The 18,827-nt window shown below is 68.7% G+C and carries 15 protein-coding genes; 7 read left to right on the forward strand and 8 right to left on the reverse strand.

The window, feature by feature from the left end; translation table 11 throughout:
- Positions 1-37: 37 nt before the first annotated feature.
- Both BMY35_RS00505 and BMY35_RS00510 read right to left on the reverse strand, forming a co-directional pair.
- The gene (locus tag BMY35_RS00505) at positions 38-1,618 is read right to left on the reverse strand and encodes a serine hydrolase domain-containing protein (protein WP_093195046.1); all 1,581 of its coding nucleotides are present in this window, start codon (positions 1,616-1,618) and stop codon (positions 38-40) included.
- A gap of 79 nt (positions 1,619-1,697) precedes the next feature.
- The gene (locus BMY35_RS00510) at positions 1,698-2,624 is read right to left on the reverse strand and encodes a LysR substrate-binding domain-containing protein (protein WP_093195047.1); all 927 of its coding nucleotides are present in this window, start codon (positions 2,622-2,624) and stop codon (positions 1,698-1,700) included.
- Between the two features lie 120 nt (positions 2,625-2,744).
- Between BMY35_RS00510 and BMY35_RS00515 the strand changes: the two genes are divergently transcribed.
- Both BMY35_RS00515 and BMY35_RS00520 read left to right on the forward strand, forming a co-directional pair.
- Positions 2,745-3,461, forward strand: a complete 717-nt coding sequence (locus BMY35_RS00515; RefSeq protein WP_256227893.1) for an FMN-dependent NADH-azoreductase — start codon at positions 2,745-2,747, stop codon at positions 3,459-3,461.
- Positions 3,462-3,490: 29 nt separating this feature from the next.
- The gene (locus BMY35_RS00520; protein ID WP_093195049.1) at positions 3,491-3,898 is read left to right on the forward strand and encodes a PaaI family thioesterase; all 408 of its coding nucleotides are present in this window, start codon (positions 3,491-3,493) and stop codon (positions 3,896-3,898) included.
- Positions 3,899-3,917: 19 nt separating this feature from the next.
- Here BMY35_RS00520 and BMY35_RS00525 read toward each other — a convergent pair whose 3' ends face one another.
- Positions 3,918-4,370 carry a carboxymuconolactone decarboxylase family protein gene (locus BMY35_RS00525; RefSeq protein ID WP_093195050.1) on the reverse strand — a complete coding sequence of 151 codons (453 nt, stop codon included), beginning with the start codon at positions 4,368-4,370 and terminating at the stop codon, positions 3,918-3,920.
- Between the two features lie 103 nt (positions 4,371-4,473).
- Between BMY35_RS00525 and BMY35_RS00530 the strand changes: the two genes are divergently transcribed.
- Together BMY35_RS00530 and BMY35_RS00535 are read left to right on the forward strand one after the other, a co-directional pair.
- A complete protein-coding gene (locus BMY35_RS00530) occupies positions 4,474-5,907 on the forward strand; it encodes a MocR-like pyridoxine biosynthesis transcription factor PdxR (protein ID WP_093195051.1) in 1,434 nt (477 codons plus the stop codon).
- Positions 5,908-6,082: 175 nt separating this feature from the next.
- A complete protein-coding gene (locus BMY35_RS00535; RefSeq protein ID WP_256227896.1) occupies positions 6,083-8,845 on the forward strand; it encodes a sensor domain-containing diguanylate cyclase in 2,763 nt (920 codons plus the stop codon).
- Positions 8,846-8,866: 21 nt separating this feature from the next.
- Here BMY35_RS00535 and BMY35_RS00540 read toward each other — a convergent pair whose 3' ends face one another.
- Both BMY35_RS00540 and BMY35_RS00545 read right to left on the reverse strand, forming a co-directional pair.
- A complete protein-coding gene (locus BMY35_RS00540; RefSeq protein WP_093195053.1) occupies positions 8,867-9,400 on the reverse strand; it encodes a GNAT family N-acetyltransferase in 534 nt (177 codons plus the stop codon).
- A 36-nt stretch (positions 9,401-9,436) separates the two neighbouring features.
- Positions 9,437-10,627, reverse strand: a complete 1,191-nt coding sequence (locus tag BMY35_RS00545; RefSeq protein ID WP_093195573.1) for an MFS transporter — start codon at positions 10,625-10,627, stop codon at positions 9,437-9,439.
- A gap of 94 nt (positions 10,628-10,721) precedes the next feature.
- On the opposite strand from BMY35_RS00545, the gene BMY35_RS00550 reads away from it, so the two are divergent.
- Entirely contained in the window at positions 10,722-11,684 is a 963-nt protein-coding gene (locus tag BMY35_RS00550; RefSeq protein ID WP_093195054.1) for a LysR family transcriptional regulator, read from the forward strand.
- Here the strand turns inward: BMY35_RS00550 and BMY35_RS00555 are convergent.
- From BMY35_RS00555 to BMY35_RS00565, 3 genes are all read right to left on the reverse strand, one after another.
- Positions 11,633-12,403, reverse strand: coding sequence for a fumarylacetoacetate hydrolase family protein (locus BMY35_RS00555; protein WP_093195055.1), 771 nt, complete (start codon positions 12,401-12,403; stop codon positions 11,633-11,635). The genes BMY35_RS00550 and BMY35_RS00555 overlap by 52 nt on opposite strands.
- Positions 12,404-12,555: 152 nt before the next feature.
- Positions 12,556-13,533: a Bug family tripartite tricarboxylate transporter substrate binding protein gene (locus BMY35_RS00560; protein WP_093195056.1), complete on the reverse strand. Its 978-nt coding sequence runs from the start codon at positions 13,531-13,533 to the stop codon at positions 12,556-12,558.
- A gap of 114 nt (positions 13,534-13,647) precedes the next feature.
- Positions 13,648-14,889, reverse strand: a complete 1,242-nt coding sequence (locus BMY35_RS00565; protein WP_093195057.1) for a pyridoxal-phosphate-dependent aminotransferase family protein — start codon at positions 14,887-14,889, stop codon at positions 13,648-13,650.
- Positions 14,890-15,009: 120 nt separating this feature from the next.
- Between BMY35_RS00565 and BMY35_RS00570 the strand changes: the two genes are divergently transcribed.
- On the forward strand, positions 15,010-15,702 hold the full coding sequence (locus BMY35_RS00570) for a GntR family transcriptional regulator (protein ID WP_093195058.1): 693 nt from the start codon (positions 15,010-15,012) through the stop codon (positions 15,700-15,702).
- A gap of 30 nt (positions 15,703-15,732) precedes the next feature.
- On the forward strand, positions 15,733-18,810 hold the full coding sequence (locus BMY35_RS00575) for an FAD-binding and (Fe-S)-binding domain-containing protein (RefSeq protein ID WP_093195059.1): 3,078 nt from the start codon (positions 15,733-15,735) through the stop codon (positions 18,808-18,810).
- The last annotated feature ends 17 nt before the right edge of the window (positions 18,811-18,827 follow it).

The following is an 18,827-nucleotide window of genomic DNA, read 5'->3' on the forward strand; positions in this document are numbered from 1 at the left end:
CCTCCCCCGGGAGGCCTTTGCGCTTCTGGCGCAGAGGTCAGGACGAACTGGGCACCGCCTGCATCAGCAGCGTCAGCGCCTTTCGCAGGCTCGTGACCGACGCGTTGGCCCCCTTGTCGAAGCCCAGCCGCACCACCACCAGGTCGTGCGAAGGAACGATCAGTACCACCTGCCCGCCGGCGCCCAGCATGTAGTAGGCCGAGGTCGGCACCGGCCAGGTGCTCGAGCCGTTGAGCCAGAAGAAGCCGCCGTAGATCGGCCGCTTGTCGGCGGCCCAGGCCGGCGCGAGCGTGCTCACGAACTTCACGTAGCCCTCTGGCAAGAGGCGTTCGCCGTTCCACACGCCGTCCTGCAGGTACAGGTTGGCCAGGCGCGCCCAGTCGCGCCCCGACATGAAGTCGTAGCCCTGTCCCATGAAGTTGCCGTAGGGGTCGGTCTCCAGCGTCATCGTGCGGATGCCGATCTTGTCGAACAGGTTTCTCTGCGGGAACGACAGGTATTCCTCGCCGCGTTTCTCCACCGCCAGGCGGATCAGGTAGTTCGCCAGCACAGGGTCGGTGTTGCGATAGCGGCCGATGGTGTTGGGCGGCCATTGCTGCGGCCGCGTGGCCGCGTAGTTGAAGATGTTGATGCGGCCCGTGTAGAAGTAGACGTGGTCGGGGTAGGTGCCGGTGGGGTCGAAGTCCGGGTCGTCCGGCGCCTTGATGCGCAGGCCGCTCGACATGTGCAGGATGTCCTGGATCCTGATTTCCTTGCGCTTGTCGTCGGCTCCCTGCCATTCCGGAATGGGCGCCGGCTGGTCGAGGCTGTACACGCCCTGCTTCATGAGCACGCCCATCATCGTCGCGGTGACGCTCTTGCCCATCGACCACGACTCGAGCGGCGTGCTCGAGGTGATGCCGTTCATGTAGCGCTCGCCGACGATGCGCCCCTTGTGCGTGACGACGAAGGCCGCGGTGTAGGCCTTCGGCAGCTCGAAGGCCGCATCGACCGCCTGGCCCACCTTCGTCGTGTCGATGCCGGGTGCGGAGCCGGAGGGCACGATGTCGCCCATCGGCCATTGCTGTGTCGATGGGTCGGGCAGAGCGCTCTTGACGGCCACCGGCGTGAAGAACACGTCGTCCCGGCCGGGCGGCAGCGTGATGCAGCCCTGCGAGCCGAAGTAGCGCGCGGTCAGCGTCGGGCCGTTGGGAATGGTGATGCGGACTTCCTTCTTGACGCTGTCCACCACAGGCTTGCCGACCTTCTTGCGCTGGTCGTAGGGCCCGGTGAAGTAGCCGACGCTCTCGGCCGCCACGTCGGGGTCGAGGCCGGTGATGAACGCCGCGGAGCACATCGCCTTGGCGTAGCCGGAAGTGTTGTGCTCCAGCGGGTCACCCGGTGGCGGCACGTACGGCGTGTTGAGCTCGTAGCTCCTGGCGCGGGCAATGAGCGCTTCGCGTGCGGGCAGTTCCGGCGTGGAGGAAGACGGCGGCGAGGTGGTTCCGCCGCCTGTGCCGAGCCCTATGCCGATTCCTCCGCCCCCACCGCCTCCGCCGCCGCCCCCACATGAGGTCAAAGCTATTACAAGCAGCGCACCTGTTGCGATGGCAAAGGGCGCGCGGACAAACCTCGTCATTGGGGGGCTCCTCGCTTTGTTGTTGCCGGAGTCTGCGCGAGAACCGTAACGACATGCAAGCCCGCTCTTCAGATACCGCTCAGCCTGAGGCGGCCTGCGATGCGATCCACTCCCAGACGGCGCGGATCGCCGGCTCGTTCTCCCTGCCGCTCGCGACCGCAAGGAAGTAGCTGCCGGTATCGAGCGCGGGCCCGAAGGGCTGCACCAGCGCACCGCTGCGAAGCTCCTCGGCCGAGAGCGTGAGGCTCAGCAGCGCCACGCCGTGCCCGGCGAGCGCCGCCAGCATCGCGTGCGTCTCGTCGGAGAACGACAGGTCCGATGCCTTCATCGCGCGCCCCCTCGGCGGCACGACGCCGGCTTCGCGGAACCAGCGCGGCCACACGGCGGGCGCGAGCGCCTGCGGCTGCCAGTCGCAGTGGATCAGCCGGTGCTTCGGCAGATCTTCCGCGCGCTTCAGGCCCATCATCGGGCTGCACAGCGGCGCATAGTGCTCGCGCATCAGCTCGCGCGACACCAGGCCCGGCCAGTTGCCGATGCCCGAGCGCACCGCGATGTCCGCATCGCCGCGCGCCAGGTCGACCACGGTGTCGCTAGCATGCAGCCGCAGTTCCACGCCGGGGCTGGCCTTGCGGAACGCATCCATGCGCGGCAGCACCCAGCGCGCTGCGAATGCCGTGTTGGTGGTGAGCGTCACGGCCTGCGACGCGGCGGGCCGGCGCAGCCTGTCGACGCCGGCCTCGAGCAGATCGAAGCCCATGCGCAGGTCGTCGAAGAGCCGCTGGCCCGCGGGCGTCAGCGCGAGCTGCCGCGTGAGCCGCCGGAACAGCGGTTGGCCCAGCGTGTCTTCGAGCCCGCGCACCTGATGGCTGATGGCCGAAGGCGTGACCGATAGCTCGAGCGCCGCGCGCTGGAAGCTCAGGTGCGCGGCCGCGGCTTCGAAGGCGCGCAGCGAGAGCAGGGGAGGCAGCCGGCGGGGAGGGCGGATGGATGAGCCAATCTCGTTCATAAGAGGAGAAATCGTCGTTTGTGAGGAATGACCTCGATCCATAGATTAGAGGCCTGCGCAGCATTCTGGCAGCGCGGAATGAAAGACACCAATTCATCCATCACGAGCAGGACAACGACCATGAACATCCTCCACATCGACGCCAGCGCCCGCCCCGGCCGTTCCGACACCGACCTCCACGGCTCGCACACGCGCCGCCTGTCCGCGCGTTTCGTCGAGCGCTGGCAGAAGGCGCGGCCCACCGACCGCATCGACTACCTCGACGTGGGCCAGCAGCCGCCCGCGCACGTCAACGGGCGCTGGATTCACGCGGCCTTCACGCCGCCCGCGGCGCGCGAACCATGGATGGCGGAGGCGCTGGCCGAGAGCGATCGGTTGGTCGATCAGCTCGTCGCGGCCGACCTCGTCGTCATCGGCCTGCCCATGTACAACTTCAGCGTGCCCGCGCAGTTCAAGGCCTGGATCGACAACATCGTGCGCGTGGGCCGCACCTTCGGCTTCGACCGCTCGCGCGGGGCGGTGCCGTACTGGCCGATGCTGGCGGACATGGGCAAGCGCGTGGTGCTCCTCGGTGCGCGCGGCGACCACGGCTACGACGCGGGCGGGCGCATCGCGCACCTCAACCACACCGAGAACAGCGTGCGCTCGGCATTGGGCTACATCGGCATCACCGAGGTGTTCGAGGCGGCGGTGGAGTCCGACGAATTCGGCGGCGAGCAGCTTGCGCAGTCGCTGCGGCGCGCCGAGCAGCGGGTGGACGATCTCGTAGACGAGCTGCTCGACACGCGTGGACGCATCGCCACTGCTGACACCACGCTGTCAGCAGCAGCCGCCTAGGATTTTTCGCTCCACTTCCGGAGCGAAAAATGGTGCCTGACCCTCTGCTGGAGCGCTTTCCCCGGCCGCCGACCGCGGAACTCTTCGGCCAGCGCGTGCTGGAGTTCGACCGGGCCAGGGGCACGATCCGGCTGAGCTTCACGGCCACCGATGCATTCCTGAACCCCGCCGGAGCGGTGCAGGGCGGCATCCTGGCGGCGATGCTCGACGACACGATGGGCCCGGCGCTGTGGGTGCTCAACGGCGAGGAAACGTACTCCGTCACCATCGACTTCAGCGTGTCCTTCCTGGCCGCCGCGAAGCCCGGCCTGCTGTACGGCGAAGGCCGCGTCGTGCAGCGCGGCAGGAGCATCGCCTTTCTCGAGGCGCAGCTCGGCGACGCCGAGGGCCGCATCGTCGCGCGCTCCACCGCGAGCGCGCGCATCGTGAAGGCCTGATGCGGCGAACTGCAGGCGCTCAGGTCGACAGCTGCTTGCGGAAGCCGATCGACAGCCGGTTCCAGCTGTTGATCGCATTGATCGCCATCGTCAGGTCGACCCGTTCGGCCTCGCTGAACTGCGCCGCGAGCGCCTCGTAGGCCTCGTCGTGTACGTGCGTGAGCGAGACCTGCGTCACCGCCTCGGTCCACGCCAGCGCGGCGCGCTCGCGCCCGGTGAAGAAGGGCGTCTCGTGCCAGACACTCAGCGTGGCCAGGCGGCGGTCGGTTTCGCCGGCCTTGCGCAGGTCGGCCGTGTGCAGGTCGATGCAGTAGGCGCAGCCGTTGATCTGCGAGGCGCGCAGCTTGACCAGGTCGAGCAGCTTCGGTTCCAGGCCGAGCTTGCCGACAGCCACCTCGAAGGCGATCAGCGCCTTGAGCGCGTCGGGCGAGGCCTTGTAGAAATCGAGGCGGGATTCGGAGTGCGCTTGCATGTCGGGTTCCTTCTTGGGTAGTGGTTCAATCCTGACTCGATGCTAGGAGCCGGGGCCGCCGCCGGCGGCGGCCAATCCGGAGCATTCGCAGGAGACCAATCCGATGGAATTGCACGTCGTCATCGAAGGCGACAAGGACCTGACCGGGCAGCTCTACCGGCAGCTGAAGGAAGCGATCCGCGCTGGCTGGCTAGCCGCCGGCGAAAGGCTGCCGCCGTCGCGGCTTCTCGCCGAGCGACTGGGCCTGTCGCGCAAGACGGTGTCGGAGGCTTATGCCCGGCTGACCTTCGACCGGCTGCTCACCGCGCGCGTCGGCAGCGGCACCTTCGTGGCCGAAGGCGCGGCGCGCAAGCCGGCGCCCGTGGCGGCACGGGCGCTCGCGGGCTCGGCGATGGTCGAGCACTGGCGCGGCATGAGCACGCCGCTGCGGCATCCCGCGCCGGCGGGCAGCGCGCGCTACGAGTACATCGGCGGGGCTCCGGCGCGAGATCTCTTTCCGCACGCCGACTGGCGCCGCTGCGTGCTGCATGCGCTGCGGCAGGGCGCGCGCTCGCGCGGGCTGTACGGCGACGCCGAAGGGCTGCATGAACTGCGCGACGGCATCGCGCGGCATGCCAGCTTTTCCAGGGGCGTGCGCTGCGGCGCGGCCGACGTCCTCGTCACCAACGGCGCGCAGCAGGCGCTCGACCTGATCGCGCGGGTGCTGGTGGAGCCCGGGAGCACGGTCGCGATGGAGGAGCCCGGCTACCCGCCGGCCCGGCTGCTGCTGGAGGCGCAGGGCGCGAAGGTGGTGGGCGTGCCGGTCGACCGCGAGGGGCTGGTGGTCGAGCGCATTCCCGACGGCACGCGGCTGATCTACGTGACGCCCGCGCACCAGTTTCCGCTGGGCGTGCCGATGAGCGAGCGCCGCCGCAGGGCGCTGCTGGCGCGTGCAGACGAGCTGGGTGCCATCGTGATCGAGGACGACTACGACAGCGAATTCCGCTACGAAGGCCGCCCGGCCGATTCGCTGCAGAGCATGGACGAGCACGGCCGCGTGGCCTTCGTCGGCACCTTCTCGAAGACGCTTTCGCCCGATCTGCGGCTGGGCTACCTGGTCGCACCGCCGGCGGTGCTGGAAGCCGTGGGCACGGCCAGGCACCTGAGCGACTGGCACACCTCGACGCAGGCGCAATGGGCGCTGGCCAAGTTCATTGCCGACGGCGACCTCAACAGGCACATCCGCCGCTGCCACGCGGCCTACGCGGCGCGGCGGGAGCGCATCGTGCAACGCTTCGCTGGCGACCTGTCGCCCTGGTTCGAGCTGCTGCCGGTGACGGCCGGCATTCACATGGCGGCCATCTGCAGGCGCGAGATCGACATCGGCCAGCTCATCGCGCTGGCCCGGAGGGTCGACGTGGGGCTGTATCCGCTGGCGCCGTTCTTCCATTTCTCGCCGCCGCGTCCGGGGCTGATGCTGGGTTTCGGCGCCATCGACGAGGCGGACATCGATCCGTCACTGGACCGGGTACGCGACGTGCTCCTGCAGATGGGTTGAATCCGATCCGGGTACAGCTGCGTACCCCCACACGGCAAGAATGGAGGGCTTCCGATATCTTCCGTGGTGCGCAGAACGCGTCGATACTGTGCCCGGAAACCCCAGTCCTGCCGGCAACGCACCGGTCCGAACACGCTCAATGACTCAAACAGGCTCCTCGAAAATCCGCCTCGGCTTGCATACCCGCCTGAGCCTCGGCGTGGCGGCCGTGGTCCTGCTGGCCACCTTCGCGATCGCCACCGTCGCCCTGCACCTGGTCAAGAGCAACATGCGGGCCTCGATCGCGGCCGAGGAACTGGCCCGGGTGAGCGCCATCGCGGATGCCATCGACCAGAAGTTCGACAGCCGCCGCATCCTGCTGCAGACCTTCGGCGGCACCGTGAAGGCGCAGGACTTCCAGGCCGACGCGGCACTGCAGGCCTTCCTGGAAAAGCATGTCTCGCTGCGGCAGGCCTTCGACAACGTCGCCTTCCTCGACATGGACGGCAACCTGGTGGCCAACCTGAACGGCGCGCAGGCCATCGGCAAGGTGAACGTCAAGGACCGGGCCTACTTCCAGCAGACCGTCGCCTCCAGGGCGGGCCTGGTGTCGGAGCCTTACCGGAACAGGCTCAACGGGCTGGCCCAGGTGGCCATCACCGAACCGGTGCTCGACCACGCGGGGCAGGTGAGGTTCGTGATTTCGGGCGCCATCAACCTGAAGGAACGCAACGTCCTGGGCACGCTGACCGACGTCAAGTTCGGCAAGACCGGCTACCTGTTCGTGACCACCACGGACGGCGTGGTGGTCGACCATCCGCGCACATCGCGCATCCTCAACCAGATCCAGGCGGAAGGCGGCGGCACGCCCCAGATCCTTCGCGCACTGGCCGGCTTCCAGGGCTCCAGCGAAGGCGTCGACGAGGCCGGCGTGCCAGCCCTCTACGCCTTCGACCGCGCGGAGAGCGCGAACTGGATCGTCGGCGCGCTGTATCCACGCAGCGAGGCCTTCGCGACCGTGGACGCCATCGAGCGCGGCGCCTGGCTCGGCGCACTGGCGCTGGCGTTTTCGGCAGGCGCCCTGGCACTGGCCGTGGCCCGCAGGCAGCTCAGGCCGCTGGCCGACCTGCACCGGCACATGCGCTTCACCCAGGAAGCCCCGGAGGACGCCCCTCACGACGAGATGGCGCAGCGCAGCTACACCCGCGACGAGATCGGCGACCTCGCGCGCACCTTCGACGAGCTGATGGAGCAGCGGCGCGCCATCGAGCGCAGCCTCGCGCACAGCGAGGCGCAGGTGCGCATCATCGCGGACAGCATTCCGGCGATGGTGTCGCACGTCGACGCCTCGCTGCGCTACACCTTCGTCAATGCCCACGTGCGGGCCCTGCACAACAACGCGTCGCTGGTGGGCCGCCTGATGCCCGACGTGCGCGGCCCGGCCGACTTCGCGGTGGTTGAGCCGCATTTCCTGCGTGCGCTGGCCGGGGAGACGGTGATCATCGAGAAGTCGGGCGATCCGGCGCTGGGCATCGGCGACCGCACCTTCAAGGCCCACTACATCCCCGACCTCGACGCCGACGGCAAGGTGTGCGGCGTGTTCTCGATGACCTTCGACATCAGCGAGGAGGTCAAGATCCGCCGCGCCCTGACGGAGCAGGAAACCCGCCTGCGCGACGTGACCGACAGCATTCCGGCACTGGTCGGCTATTTCGACCGCCAGCAGAACTGCCTGTTCGCCAACGTCAGGGCGCGCCAGATGGCGGGCCTGGGCGAGGGGGCTCCGCTGCAGGGCACGACGTTGCGCTCAGCGCTGGGCAGGACGATCTATTCCCAACTCAAACCGTACCTTCCGGTCATGTTCTCGGGCAAGAAGGTGCGCTTTCCGGTGCGCGCGCCGCTGCACGGCAAGCAGGGCTACTTCCAGGTCAACCTGATCCCGGACAAGAACCTGCGCGGCGAGGTCGTGGGCTTCTACCTGATGTCCTTCAACATCACGGCGCTGAAGGAGGCCGAGCTGCGCCAGGCGGAGAGCGAGCTGCGCCTGCGCGCCATCACCGACAACATGCCGGCGCTGATCACCTACATCGATCGCGACGAGAAGATCACCTTCGCCAACGCCACCAGCCGCGAATGGCTCGGGCTCGACCCGGCACAGGTGCTGGGGCGCCACATCCAGGAGGTGGCCGGCCGCGAGGTCTACGTGTCGCGCCAGCCGATGCTCGCCAGGGCGCTGGCCGGCGAGCGCGTGGAGTTCGAGTCGCGCACGCAGCGCGCGGGCTTCGAGCGCATCACCCAGGTCATCTACGTGCCAGACGTGCGCACCGACGGACTGACGCACGGCATCTTCTCGCTGGCGCTGGACATCACGGCGCTGAAGGTGGTGGAGCACAAGCTCATCGAGCTGGCCCGGCTCGACACGCTCACCGGCCTGCCCAACCGGCTGGCCTTCAATGAGTACCTGCCCGACGCGGTGCTGCGCGGGCAGCTCACCGGCCATGCGTTGGCGCTGATGTTCCTCGACATCGACCACTTCAAGGCCATCAACGACACGATGGGCCACGCCGTGGGCGACGCGGTGCTGGCCGAGTACGCGCGCAGGCTGCAGGCCTGCGTGCGCGGCACCGACATGGTGGCCCGCCTGGCCGGCGACGAGTTCGTGCTGGTGCTGGAGGGGCTCGGCACGCCGGAAGCGGCGGCCGTGGTCGCGGAAAAGATCGTGCAGCGCGTCCACATGCCGCCCTTCGTGGTGGACGGCCAGCGTGTGGACGTGACGACCAGCATCGGCATCGCGTTCCACCGCGCGGCCGGCTCCTCGGCCACCGCCACCGAGCTTCTGGCTCGGGCGGACGCCGCTCTCTACAACGCGAAGGCGGCCGGGCGCGACCGGTTCGCGTTCTTCATGCCCTCGGGTGAATCGAACTCGAGCAGCGATTCGCCCACGCGGCAGGAGCACTGACCACCGGAGGCAGGGAGGGGCTCAGGGGCGAGCCAGCACGAGGTTCTCGTGACGGCCTTCGCCGAGGACGAACCACGTCGTGCCCCGGCGCACGAAGCCGTGCTTTCTGTAGAAGCCGCAGGCCCGCTCGTTTCTTGCGTTGACCGTCAGCCACATCGCGTCGCTGCCGGTTCGCTCGCGAGCCGTGGCGCAGGCCTCGTCGAGCAGGGCGGAGCCCACGCCCGAGCGGGTGAACGGCTCCTGCACGTAGAGCGTGCAAAGCTCTGTGCCGGCCACGGATGACAGGGGCGGAGGCTGCGGGACGTCGAAGCCCAGGCGCGCGTAGCCGAGCAGGTGGCCGTCGGCCCCGGCGACGATCAATCCGGTGCCCGCGTCGTCCATCCACCCCGTGAACGCGGCGGGCGTGAACTGTTCGAGCACGTAGCGCGCGAGCAGGTCGCTCACGCCTTCGGTCGCGTAGGTGGCCAGCCAGACCTGAATGGACAACGCCGCCAGCGCTGGAGCGTCGGCGGCGATGGCCGGGCGGACCCGGAAGGAGGGAGGAGACGAAGGCATGTCGGTCGGTCGGCCGATTCTGCCTTCGCGTGTCGATCAGGCTCGGGCCGAGGCGCAATCGCTCGGCGCATCGCGCGGTTCGCTGCGGTCCAGAGAGCGGCTCCACAGTGCGATGGCAAGGCCCACCAGCGTGATCAGCGCGGCCACCCAGCCCAGCGCGCGCAGCCCCGGGCCGTGGTCGATCACCACGCCGCCGACCCAGGCGCCGAGTGCGTTGCCGAGGTTGAAGGCCGCGATGTTGAGGCTGGACGCGAGGTTCTGGCCCGCGCCCGAGGCCTTCTCAAGCACCCGCAGCTGCATCGGCGCCACGGTGGCGAAGGAGGTCACGCCCAGCAGGGCGACGAACACCACAGCGGTGAAAGGCGTGCCGATGGTGAACTGCATCGCACCGAGCACCACGGCCAGCGCCACCAGGGTGCCGAACACGGCGGCCATCGGTGCCCGGTCGGCCAGCTTGCCGCCGAGCAGGTTGCCGATGGCGAGGCCGCCGCCGAACACCAGCAGGATCGGCGACACGGCCGATTCCGGCAGGCCGGTGACCTGCGTGAGCAGCGGCTGGATGTAGGTGTACACCACGAACACGCCGGCGAAGCCGAGCACCGTCATCGCGAGGCCGAGCAGTACCTGCGGACGCGCCAGCACGCCCAGTTCATCGCGCAGTGGCGCGGGCTTGGCCTCGTTCTTCACGCGCGGAACGAACACTGCGAGCACCGCGAAGGCCAGCACGCCGATCAGCGTCACGGCCCAGAAGGCCGAGCGCCAGCCGAACTGCAGGCCCAGCCATGCGCCGGCCGGCACGCCCAGCAGCGTGGCGGCAGTGAGGCCGGTGAACATGATCGCGATGGCCGAAGCGCGGCGTTCCGGCGCCACGAGCCCGGTGGCGACCACCGAGCCGACGCCGAAGAAGGTGCCGTGCGCCAGCGAGGTGATGACGCGCGCGGCCATCAGCATCTCGTAGTTGGGCGCCAGGGCGCAGGCGAGGTTGCCGAGCGTGAAGATCGCCATCAGCGCGAGCAGCACGGTCTTGCGCGGCAGCTTGCGGGTGGCGATGGTGAGCACGGGAGCGCCCACCGCGACCCCGAGCGCGTAGCCCGAGATCAGCAGGCCGGCGGCCGTGATGGAGACGTGAAGATCCGTCGAGACCTGCATCAGCAGGCCCATGATGACGAACTCGGTGGTGCCTATTCCGAAGGCACCGGCGGTGAGGGCGATGAGAGCTATTGGCATGATGGCCTGTACTGTGCGGGCGAAGGCCATCGATGACTAGAATGCCGCCAGTACACAGACTTGTGAGATCAACTCACAGATTGAAGGAAGATCCATGCCGCGCATCGACGTCAACCGCTCCGGCGAGATGGAAGCCTTCGTGCAGGTGGTCGAGTCGGGCGGCTTCTCTTCCGCCGCCCGCCTGCTGGGCATGACGCCCTCCGCCGTGAGCAAGCTGGTGGCGCGGCTCGAGCTGCGCCTGGGCATCCAGCTGGTGCACCGTTCCACGCGCAAGCTGCAGCTCACGCCCGAGGGCACCGAGTTCTACGAGCGCAGCCTGCGCGTGCTGGCCGACATGGACGAGGCCGAGCGCTGCGCCGCGGCCGGCGCCGCGCCGCGCGGGCGCGTGAGCATCAACGCCAGCGTCTCGTTCGGCCACCACAAGCTGGTGCCGCTGGTGCCGCGGCTGCTGGAGATGCATCCGCAGATCACGCTCGACATCGCGCTGACCGACCGCATCGTCGACCTGATGGACGAGCGCGCCGACATCGCGATCCGTTGGGGTCAGTTGCCGGCATCCGATCTCGTGGCGCGACGGCTCGGCGAGACCAGCCAGTCCATCGTCGCGGCGCCGGCCTACCTGGAGAAATACGGCACGCCGCGCACGCCGCAGGAGCTGGAGGCGCACAGCCGCCTGGGCTGGAGCTACCGGCGCAACACGCCCGACTGGCCGCTGCGCGTGGACGGCCGCATGCAGTGGCTGCCGGTGGCCGGGCCCGTGCGCGCAGGCGACGGCGAAACGCTGCGCCAGTTGGCCATCGCGGGGGCGGGCGTGGCGCGGCTGTCGCTGTACCACATACAGCACGACATCGACGCAGGGCGGCTGGTGCCGCTGCTGGAGGAGTTCAATCCGGCCGAGGTGGAGCCGATCCACGCGGTCTATATCGGCAAGGCCGGCACGCTGCCCGCGCGGGTGCGGGCGGTGCTCGACTTCCTGGTGGCCTGCTCGGGCGTGGGAGGTGGGCGCTACACGCTCAAGCGCACGGCGCCGATGCCGGGGAACTCGGCCGTCACCTGATCGCCGCGCCGGCATGGCAGCACGCCGACCCATGAACCGGTGGTGACGACGGTGCCGGCCGGTACTGTCTGGCCATTGCGCGTGATGTGGCGCAGCCAGATCGGCAGCAACCAGGCCGGGTCTGCCAGCGGATGGGTGCCTTCGCGCACCACGACGTCGGCGCTGCCGATCTTCGTTTCGCAGCGCTGCGAGGCCCAGTCGACGGCGGCATAGGGCTTCCATTCGCCGATCACGAGCGCGCCGTGCACCTGCGAGTCGGCAAGACGCAGCAGGGCGGGCGTCGAGGGCAGGTCCTGCCAGCGCGCATCGACGATCTCGACCGACACCGCCATCGCATCGATGAGCGCGGCGGCGTTCTCGTGATCGAGCTTCGCGGCCTGCGCGGGTGTCACGTCCTGGCCCAACCGCAGCGCAATCTCGGCCTCGATGCCGGGTGTATGGAACACGAGGTCGCTGAAATCGGCCGGGCTCTGGCGGACACCGGCGGGCGCCAGCGGCGCATGCGTGAGCGTCGCGGTGCGCGAGCCGCCGCCCGACTTCCATGCGCGGGGCACGGGCTGGCCGTCGAACCAGCCGAGCGCGGCCGCGACGGCGTCCTGCACTTCATAGGCTTGCGTCGCTGTTTCGAGGGTGTCGAGCCAGGGCGTGGCGTCGAGGGTGCGGTTGCCGCGGCGCGCGGCCACGAGTGCGTCGGTGAGGGCGGTCTGGGATGGAGTCATCTTCCCGATCTTCTCAGCAAAAACCTGGCTGGTGATGGCGATCCTTCCGGGAACACGGAGGAACCGGCTTTGCCGGGCCTCGGGTGTTGCCCCCGGAAGGGGATTGGCGTAGCGACACGAAGTGCGCGAAGCCTGGGGGTGAGCCAGGGTCTTCAGGTTTCCACGTGCACGTTGCCGTCCTTGACCACCTTCGCCCACTTCGCGATCTCGGTGCTGATGAACTGCTTGAACTTGTCCTGCGAACCGCCGCCGTCCTCTGCGCCGTAGGTGTCGAGCCGCTCCTGCACGTCGGGCATCGCCAGCACCGTGTTCACGTCGCGGTTCACCTTCTGCGCGATGGAGGCCGGCAGCTTGCCCGGTCCGGCCAGGCCGTACCAGGTGGTGGCCTCGAAGCCCTGGAAGCCTTGCTCCTGCATCGTCGGCACGTTGGGATGGCCCTTGGCGCGCTTGGTGCGCGTCTGCGCCACGGCGAGCACGCGGCCGTTCTTCACGTGAGGCGTGGCAGCGGTCATGGTCTCGAAGCTGTACTGGATCTGCCCGCCCATCAGGTCGGCCAGCAGCGGCCCGCTGCCCTTGTAGGGCACGTGCAGCGCATCGACGCCGCCCTGCAGCTTGAACATCTCCAGCGCCAGGTGTTGCGCCGAGCCCGCGCCGGCCGAGCCGAAGCTCAACGTGCCGGGCGCGGCCTTGCAGGCGGCGACGATGTCTTTCACCGAAAGTGCCTTCTGCGCCGGGTTGGCGATCAGCAGGTTGGGCGTGACGCCCACCAGCACGATCGGAACGAAGTCGCGTTCCACGTTGTAGCGCAGCTTGGGCTGCAGGCTGGGTGCGAGCGCGTGGCTGTTGATGTGGGCCATCAGCAGCGTGCTGCCGTCGCTGGGCTGCTGCGCCACGTAGTCGGCCGCGAGCACGCCGGCCACGCCGCCCTTGTTCTCGACGATCACCTGCTGGCCCCACATGGTGGTGAGCTTCTGGGCGACCACGCGGGCCAGTGCGTCGGTGCCGCCGCCGGGCGGAAAGCCGACGACGATGCGCACCGGCCCGGTGGGCCATTCCTGCGCGAAGAGCCGGGGCACGCCCAGCGTGGCGGCCGCGGCGCCCGCGGCCTGGATCAACGAACGTCTCTGCATCTTCCTTGTCTCCGTCGTGGGTGGGGAATCCGATGCGCGCCGGCCGCGCCGTATGCCTGTGCAGCGCCGATGGCGTTGCGTGCCTGTGCAGCGCCGGTGGCGCTGCGTGCCTGTCTATGCGGCCTTCTGCAGCGCGGCCGGAGCCGTGTGGTTCGAGAAATGGTCCATCGCGGCCTGCACGCCGCTGCCGGCGAGCCTGATGCCCGCGAGCTTCATGCCCATCTCGACGCCGGCGACCATGGCCACCAGCGTCAGGTCGTTGCTGTCGCCCAGGTGGCCCATGCGGAACATGCGGCCCTTGAGCTTGCCCAGGCCGGTGCCGAGCGAGAGGTCGAAGCGCTGGTGGATCAGCCGGCGTAGCGCGTCGGCATCCACGCCCTCGGGCGTGATCACGCCGGTGAGCACGGGCGAGTACACGGCCGGGTCGGCGCACTGGATCGGCAGGCCCCAGGCATTGACGGCGGCGCGCACGCCGGCGGCCCAGCGCTGGTGGCGCGCGAACACGTTGTCCAGGCCCTCGCCGAGGATCATGTCCAGCGACTCCGAGAGGCCGTAGAGCAGGTTGGTGTTGGGCGTGTAGGGCCAGTAGCCGTCCTTGTTCATCTCGACGATCTCGTCCCAGGCCCAGAAGGCCTTGGGCAGCTTCGCGGTCTTCGAGACTTCGAGCGCGCGTGGCGAGAGCGCGTTGAAGCTGATGCCCGGCGGCAGCATCAGGCCCTTCTGCGAGCCGCTGACGCAAACGTCCACGCCCCATTCGTCATGGCGGTAGTCCGCGCTGGCGAGGCCCGAGATGCTGTCGACCATCAGCAGGGCGGGGTGGCCCGCGGCGTCGATGGCCTTGCGCACCGAGGCGATGTCGGAGGTGACGCCGGTGGAGGTCTCGTTGTGCACCACGCACACGGCCTTGATCTTCTTTTCCGTGTCCTTGCGCAGGCGGGCCTCTATGAGGTCGGCCTGCACGCCGCGGCGCCAGCTCGGCGCGTTGGGCAACTGCGCGTCGGTACCCTGCCATGCGAGGAATTCGGTCGAGAGGCCCAGGCGGGTGGCCATCTTCTGCCACAGCGAGGCGAAGTGGCCGGTCTCGTACATGAGCACGTGATCGCCGGGGCTCAGCGTGTTGGCGAGCGCGGCTTCCCAGGCGCCGGTGCCCGAGGCGGGGTAGATCGCGACCGGGTGCTTCGTCTTGAAGATCTGCCGGATGCCGCCCAGCACCTTCAGGCCCAGCGTGCCGAACTCGGGGCCGCGGTGGTCGATGGTGGGCAGGCTCATGGCCCGCAGGATGCGGTCGGGCACCGGGCTGGGACCGGGAATCTGGAGGAAGTGACGGCCGGTGGGGTGGATGTCGAGTTGCAGCATGAACTCTCCTTTCGCATTCAGTTTTGCATTCAAAATGCATTTTTGTTTGATGGTTTACCCTGATGACTCCAGCTTGTTGGCCATCTTTTTTGCATTCAAAATGCATTCAAGGGAAAAATCATGACAGCCGAAATCATCGAAATCTCCAGGCTCGCCTTGCACGACCAGGTGGCTGCGCGCCTGCGCACCATGCTGGTCGAAGGGCTCATCGCGCCCGGCGCCAAGCTCAACGAACGCGAGCTGTGCCTGCAGCTGAACGTGTCGCGCACGCCGCTGCGCGAGGCCATCAAGCTGCTAGCGGCCGAAGGGCTGGTCGACCTGCTGCCCAACCGGGGCGCGGTGGCGGTCAAGCTCACCGAGGCCGACGTGCTCAACACCTTCGAGGTGCTGGCGATGCTCGAGGGCATGTCGGGCGAACTCGCCGCCAGGCGCATCACCGACGAGGAACTCGCCGAGGTGCGCGCGCTGCACTACGAGATGCTGGCCTGCTTCTCGCGGCGCGATCTCTCGGGCTACTACAGGCTCAACGCACGCATCCACACGGCCATCAACGACGCGGCGGCGAACCCGGTGCTGTCGAACACCTACCGCTCCATCAACGCGCGCGTGCAGTCGCTGCGCTTTCGCACCAACCAGAACGAGGCGAAGTGGAAGCACGCCGTCGAGGAGCACGAGCAGATGATCGATGCGCTCGCAAGGCGCGACGCCGAGGCCATGCGCAAGGTGCTCGTCTCGCACGTGCTGCGCAAGCGCGACACCGTGCTGGAGCTGCTGCGCGCCGGCGAGATCTATCCCTCGGCCAAGTCGAGCTGACCCGAACCGGGCATCACCCAAGAAAACACCATGCGCATCGATCCCGCCAGCCACATGCAGCCAGCCGGAACCGTTCTTCCGCCCAACGACACCTGCGAGCTGCTCGCGCGCCGCCTGCGCGCGGACACGCAAGGCGAAGTGCTGTTCGACGACGCCTCGCGCGGGCGCTACGCCACCGACGCGTCGATCTACCAGATCACGCCCGTCGGCGCCTTCGTGCCCACGAACGAACGCGACATCGCCACCGCCATCGACATCGCCCGCGACTTGAAGGTGCCGGTGCTCGCGCGCGGCGGCGGCACCAGCCAGTGCGGGCAGACGACCGGCGCGGCGCTGGTGATCGACAACAGCAAGCATTTCCGCCGCGTGCTCGACGTGAACGTGGAGGAGGGCACGGCCACCGTCGAACCCGGCCTGGTGCTCGACCACCTCAACGCGCAGCTCAAGCCGCACGGGCTCTGGTATCCGGTGGACGTGTCGACCAGCGCGCAGGCCACGCTGGGCGGCATGGCGGGCAACAACTCCTGCGGCTCCCGCTCCATCGCCTACGGGAACATGGTGCACAACGTGCTGGGCGCGAGCGCATGGCTGTCGAACGGCGAACTCGTGGAGTTCGGCACGGTGGGTTCGCTCGGCGTGCGCGCGGCGGGCATCGCGCAGTTCGTGCGCAGCCTCGCGCGGCAGCACCGCGAGGCGATGGCCGAGCACTGGCCCAAGGTCATGCGCCGCGTGGCGGGCTACAACCTCGACATCTTCGACAACCAGAGCGAGCGGCCCTACACGGCCGACGGCAGCGTGAACCTCGCACACCTGCTGATCGGCTCCGAGGGCACGCTGGCCTACACCCGTAGCCTGAAGCTCAAGCTCGCGCCGCTGCCGCGCGCGAAGGTGCTGGGCATCGTCAACTTCCCGACCTTCCATGCCGCCATGGATTCGGCCCAGCACATCGTGAAGCTCGGGCCCACGGCGGTGGAGCTCGTTGATCGCACGATGATCGAGCTGAGTCTGGCCAACCCGGCCTTCAAGCCGACCGTCGAGACCGCGCTGATCGGCAAGCCGGCGGCCATCCTTCTGGTGGAGTTCTCGGGCGCCGACAAGGCTTCGCTGCTGCCGCAGCTGAAGCAACTCGTCGAACTGATGGGCGACCTCGGCCTGCCCGGCAGCGTGGTCGAGATGCCCGACGAGGCGCGGCAGAAGAACCTCTGGGAAGTGCGCAAGGCCGGCCTCAACATCATGATGAGCCTCAAGGGCGACGGAAAGCCCGTGAGCTTCATCGAGGACTGCGCCGTGCCGCTCGAGCACCTGGCCGAGTACACCGACGCGCTGACCGAGGTGTTCGCGAAGCATGGCAGCCGCGGCACCTGGTACGCGCACGCCTCGGTCGGCACGCTGCACGTGCGTCCGATTCTCGACATGCGAGTGGACGGTGCCGCCAAGATGCGCGCCATCGCCGAAGAGGCGAGCGAACTGGTGCGCAAGTACAAGGGCGCGTTCAGCGGCGAGCACGGCGACGGCCTGTGCCGCGGCGAGTGGATCGAATGGCAGTTCGGCCCGGCCATCAACGAGGCCTTCCGCGCGATCAAGCGCAAGCTCGATCCCATCGATCTTTTCAACCCCGGCAAGATCATCGACCCGCCGCGCATGGACGACGGCGCGCTGTTCCGCTTCGCGCCGCCCACTGCGCCCAGGCCGTACCGACGCATCGAACTCAAGCCCGTGCTCGACTGGTCGGCATGGAACGTCAACGCCGACCCCGTGACCGAGGTGACCACCGCGCCCGGCACCGGCGGCGACAGCACAGGCGGCCTGGCCAAGGCCGTGGAGATGTGCAACAACAACGGCCACTGCCGCAAGTTCGACGCCGGCACCATGTGCCCCAGCTACCGCGTGACGCGCGACGAGCAGCACCTCACGCGCGGCCGTGCCAACACGCTGCGGCTGGCGCTGTCGGGCCAGCTGGGGCCCGATGCCTTCACGAGCGAGGCCATGCACGAGACCATGGACCTGTGCGTGGGCTGCAAGGGCTGCAAGCGCGACTGCCCGACGGGCGTGGACATGGCGAAGATGAAAGTCGAGTTCCTTGACCACTACAAGAAGCGCCACGGCCACACGCTGAAAGACAAGCTGGTGGCGAACCTGCCGGACTACGCCCACAAGGCCAGCCGCTTTCCCTGGCTGCTGAACCTGCGCAACAGCGTGCCCGGCGCCGCATGGCTGGGGGAGAAGCTGCTGGGCTTCTCGGCGAAGCGCTCGCTGCCCGAATGGCGCGGCGACACCTTCTGGCGCGGCAAGGCCGATGAGCCCGGGCTGTTCGTCGAGCGAGACGTGGCGTTGTCGATCGCGCGCCGTGGCGGCAAGGCGGCTGTGCTCTTCGTCGACACCTTCAACGGCACCTTCGAGAGCGAGAACGCATTCGCCGCCGCACGCGTGCTGCAGGCGGCCGGCTACGTGCTGCACACGGTCGAGAAGAGCGGCGGGCACCATTGCTGCGGCCGCACATTCCTGGCCAGCGGCATGGTCGACGAGGCGAAGAAGAAGGCCGAGGCGCTGGTCGATGCGCTCGTGCCGCTGGCGCGTGCGGGCGTGCCCATCGTCGGACTGGAGCCTTCGTGCCTGCTCACGCTGCGCGACGAGGCGCTGGTGATGGGCTTCGGCGAGAAGGCCGAGCTGGTGGCCAAGCATGCGCTGCTGTTCGAGGAGTTCATCGCGCGTGAGCTCAAGCAGGGGCGCTTCGAGCTGCCGCTGAAGCCCGCCGAAGCACCCATCCTGCTGCACGGCCATTGCCACCAGAAAGCCTTCGGCGCGGTGAGCCCGGTGATGGATGTGCTCAAGCTCATTCCCGGCGCGCAGCCCGAACTCATCGAAAGCTCGTGCTGCGGCATGGCCGGCAGCTTCGGTTACGAGGCCAGCCATTTCGAGGTGTCGATGAAGATGGCCGAGGCCAGCCTGCTGCCCGCCATTCGTGCGAAGCCTGGCGCCATCGTGGTGGCCGACGGCACCAGCTGCCGCCACCAGATCGGCGATGGCGCGCAGCGCGAGGCGGTGCACGTGGCTGTGCTGCTGGAGCGGCATCTGCTGCAGACAGACCCGGTGACCGAAGCGGGTTGAGCGGCGGGCGCCTGCAG

The sequence above is a fragment of the Variovorax sp. YR750 genome, from assembly GCF_900109805.1.
Lineage (GTDB): Bacteria > Pseudomonadota > Gammaproteobacteria > Burkholderiales > Burkholderiaceae_C > Variovorax > Variovorax gossypii.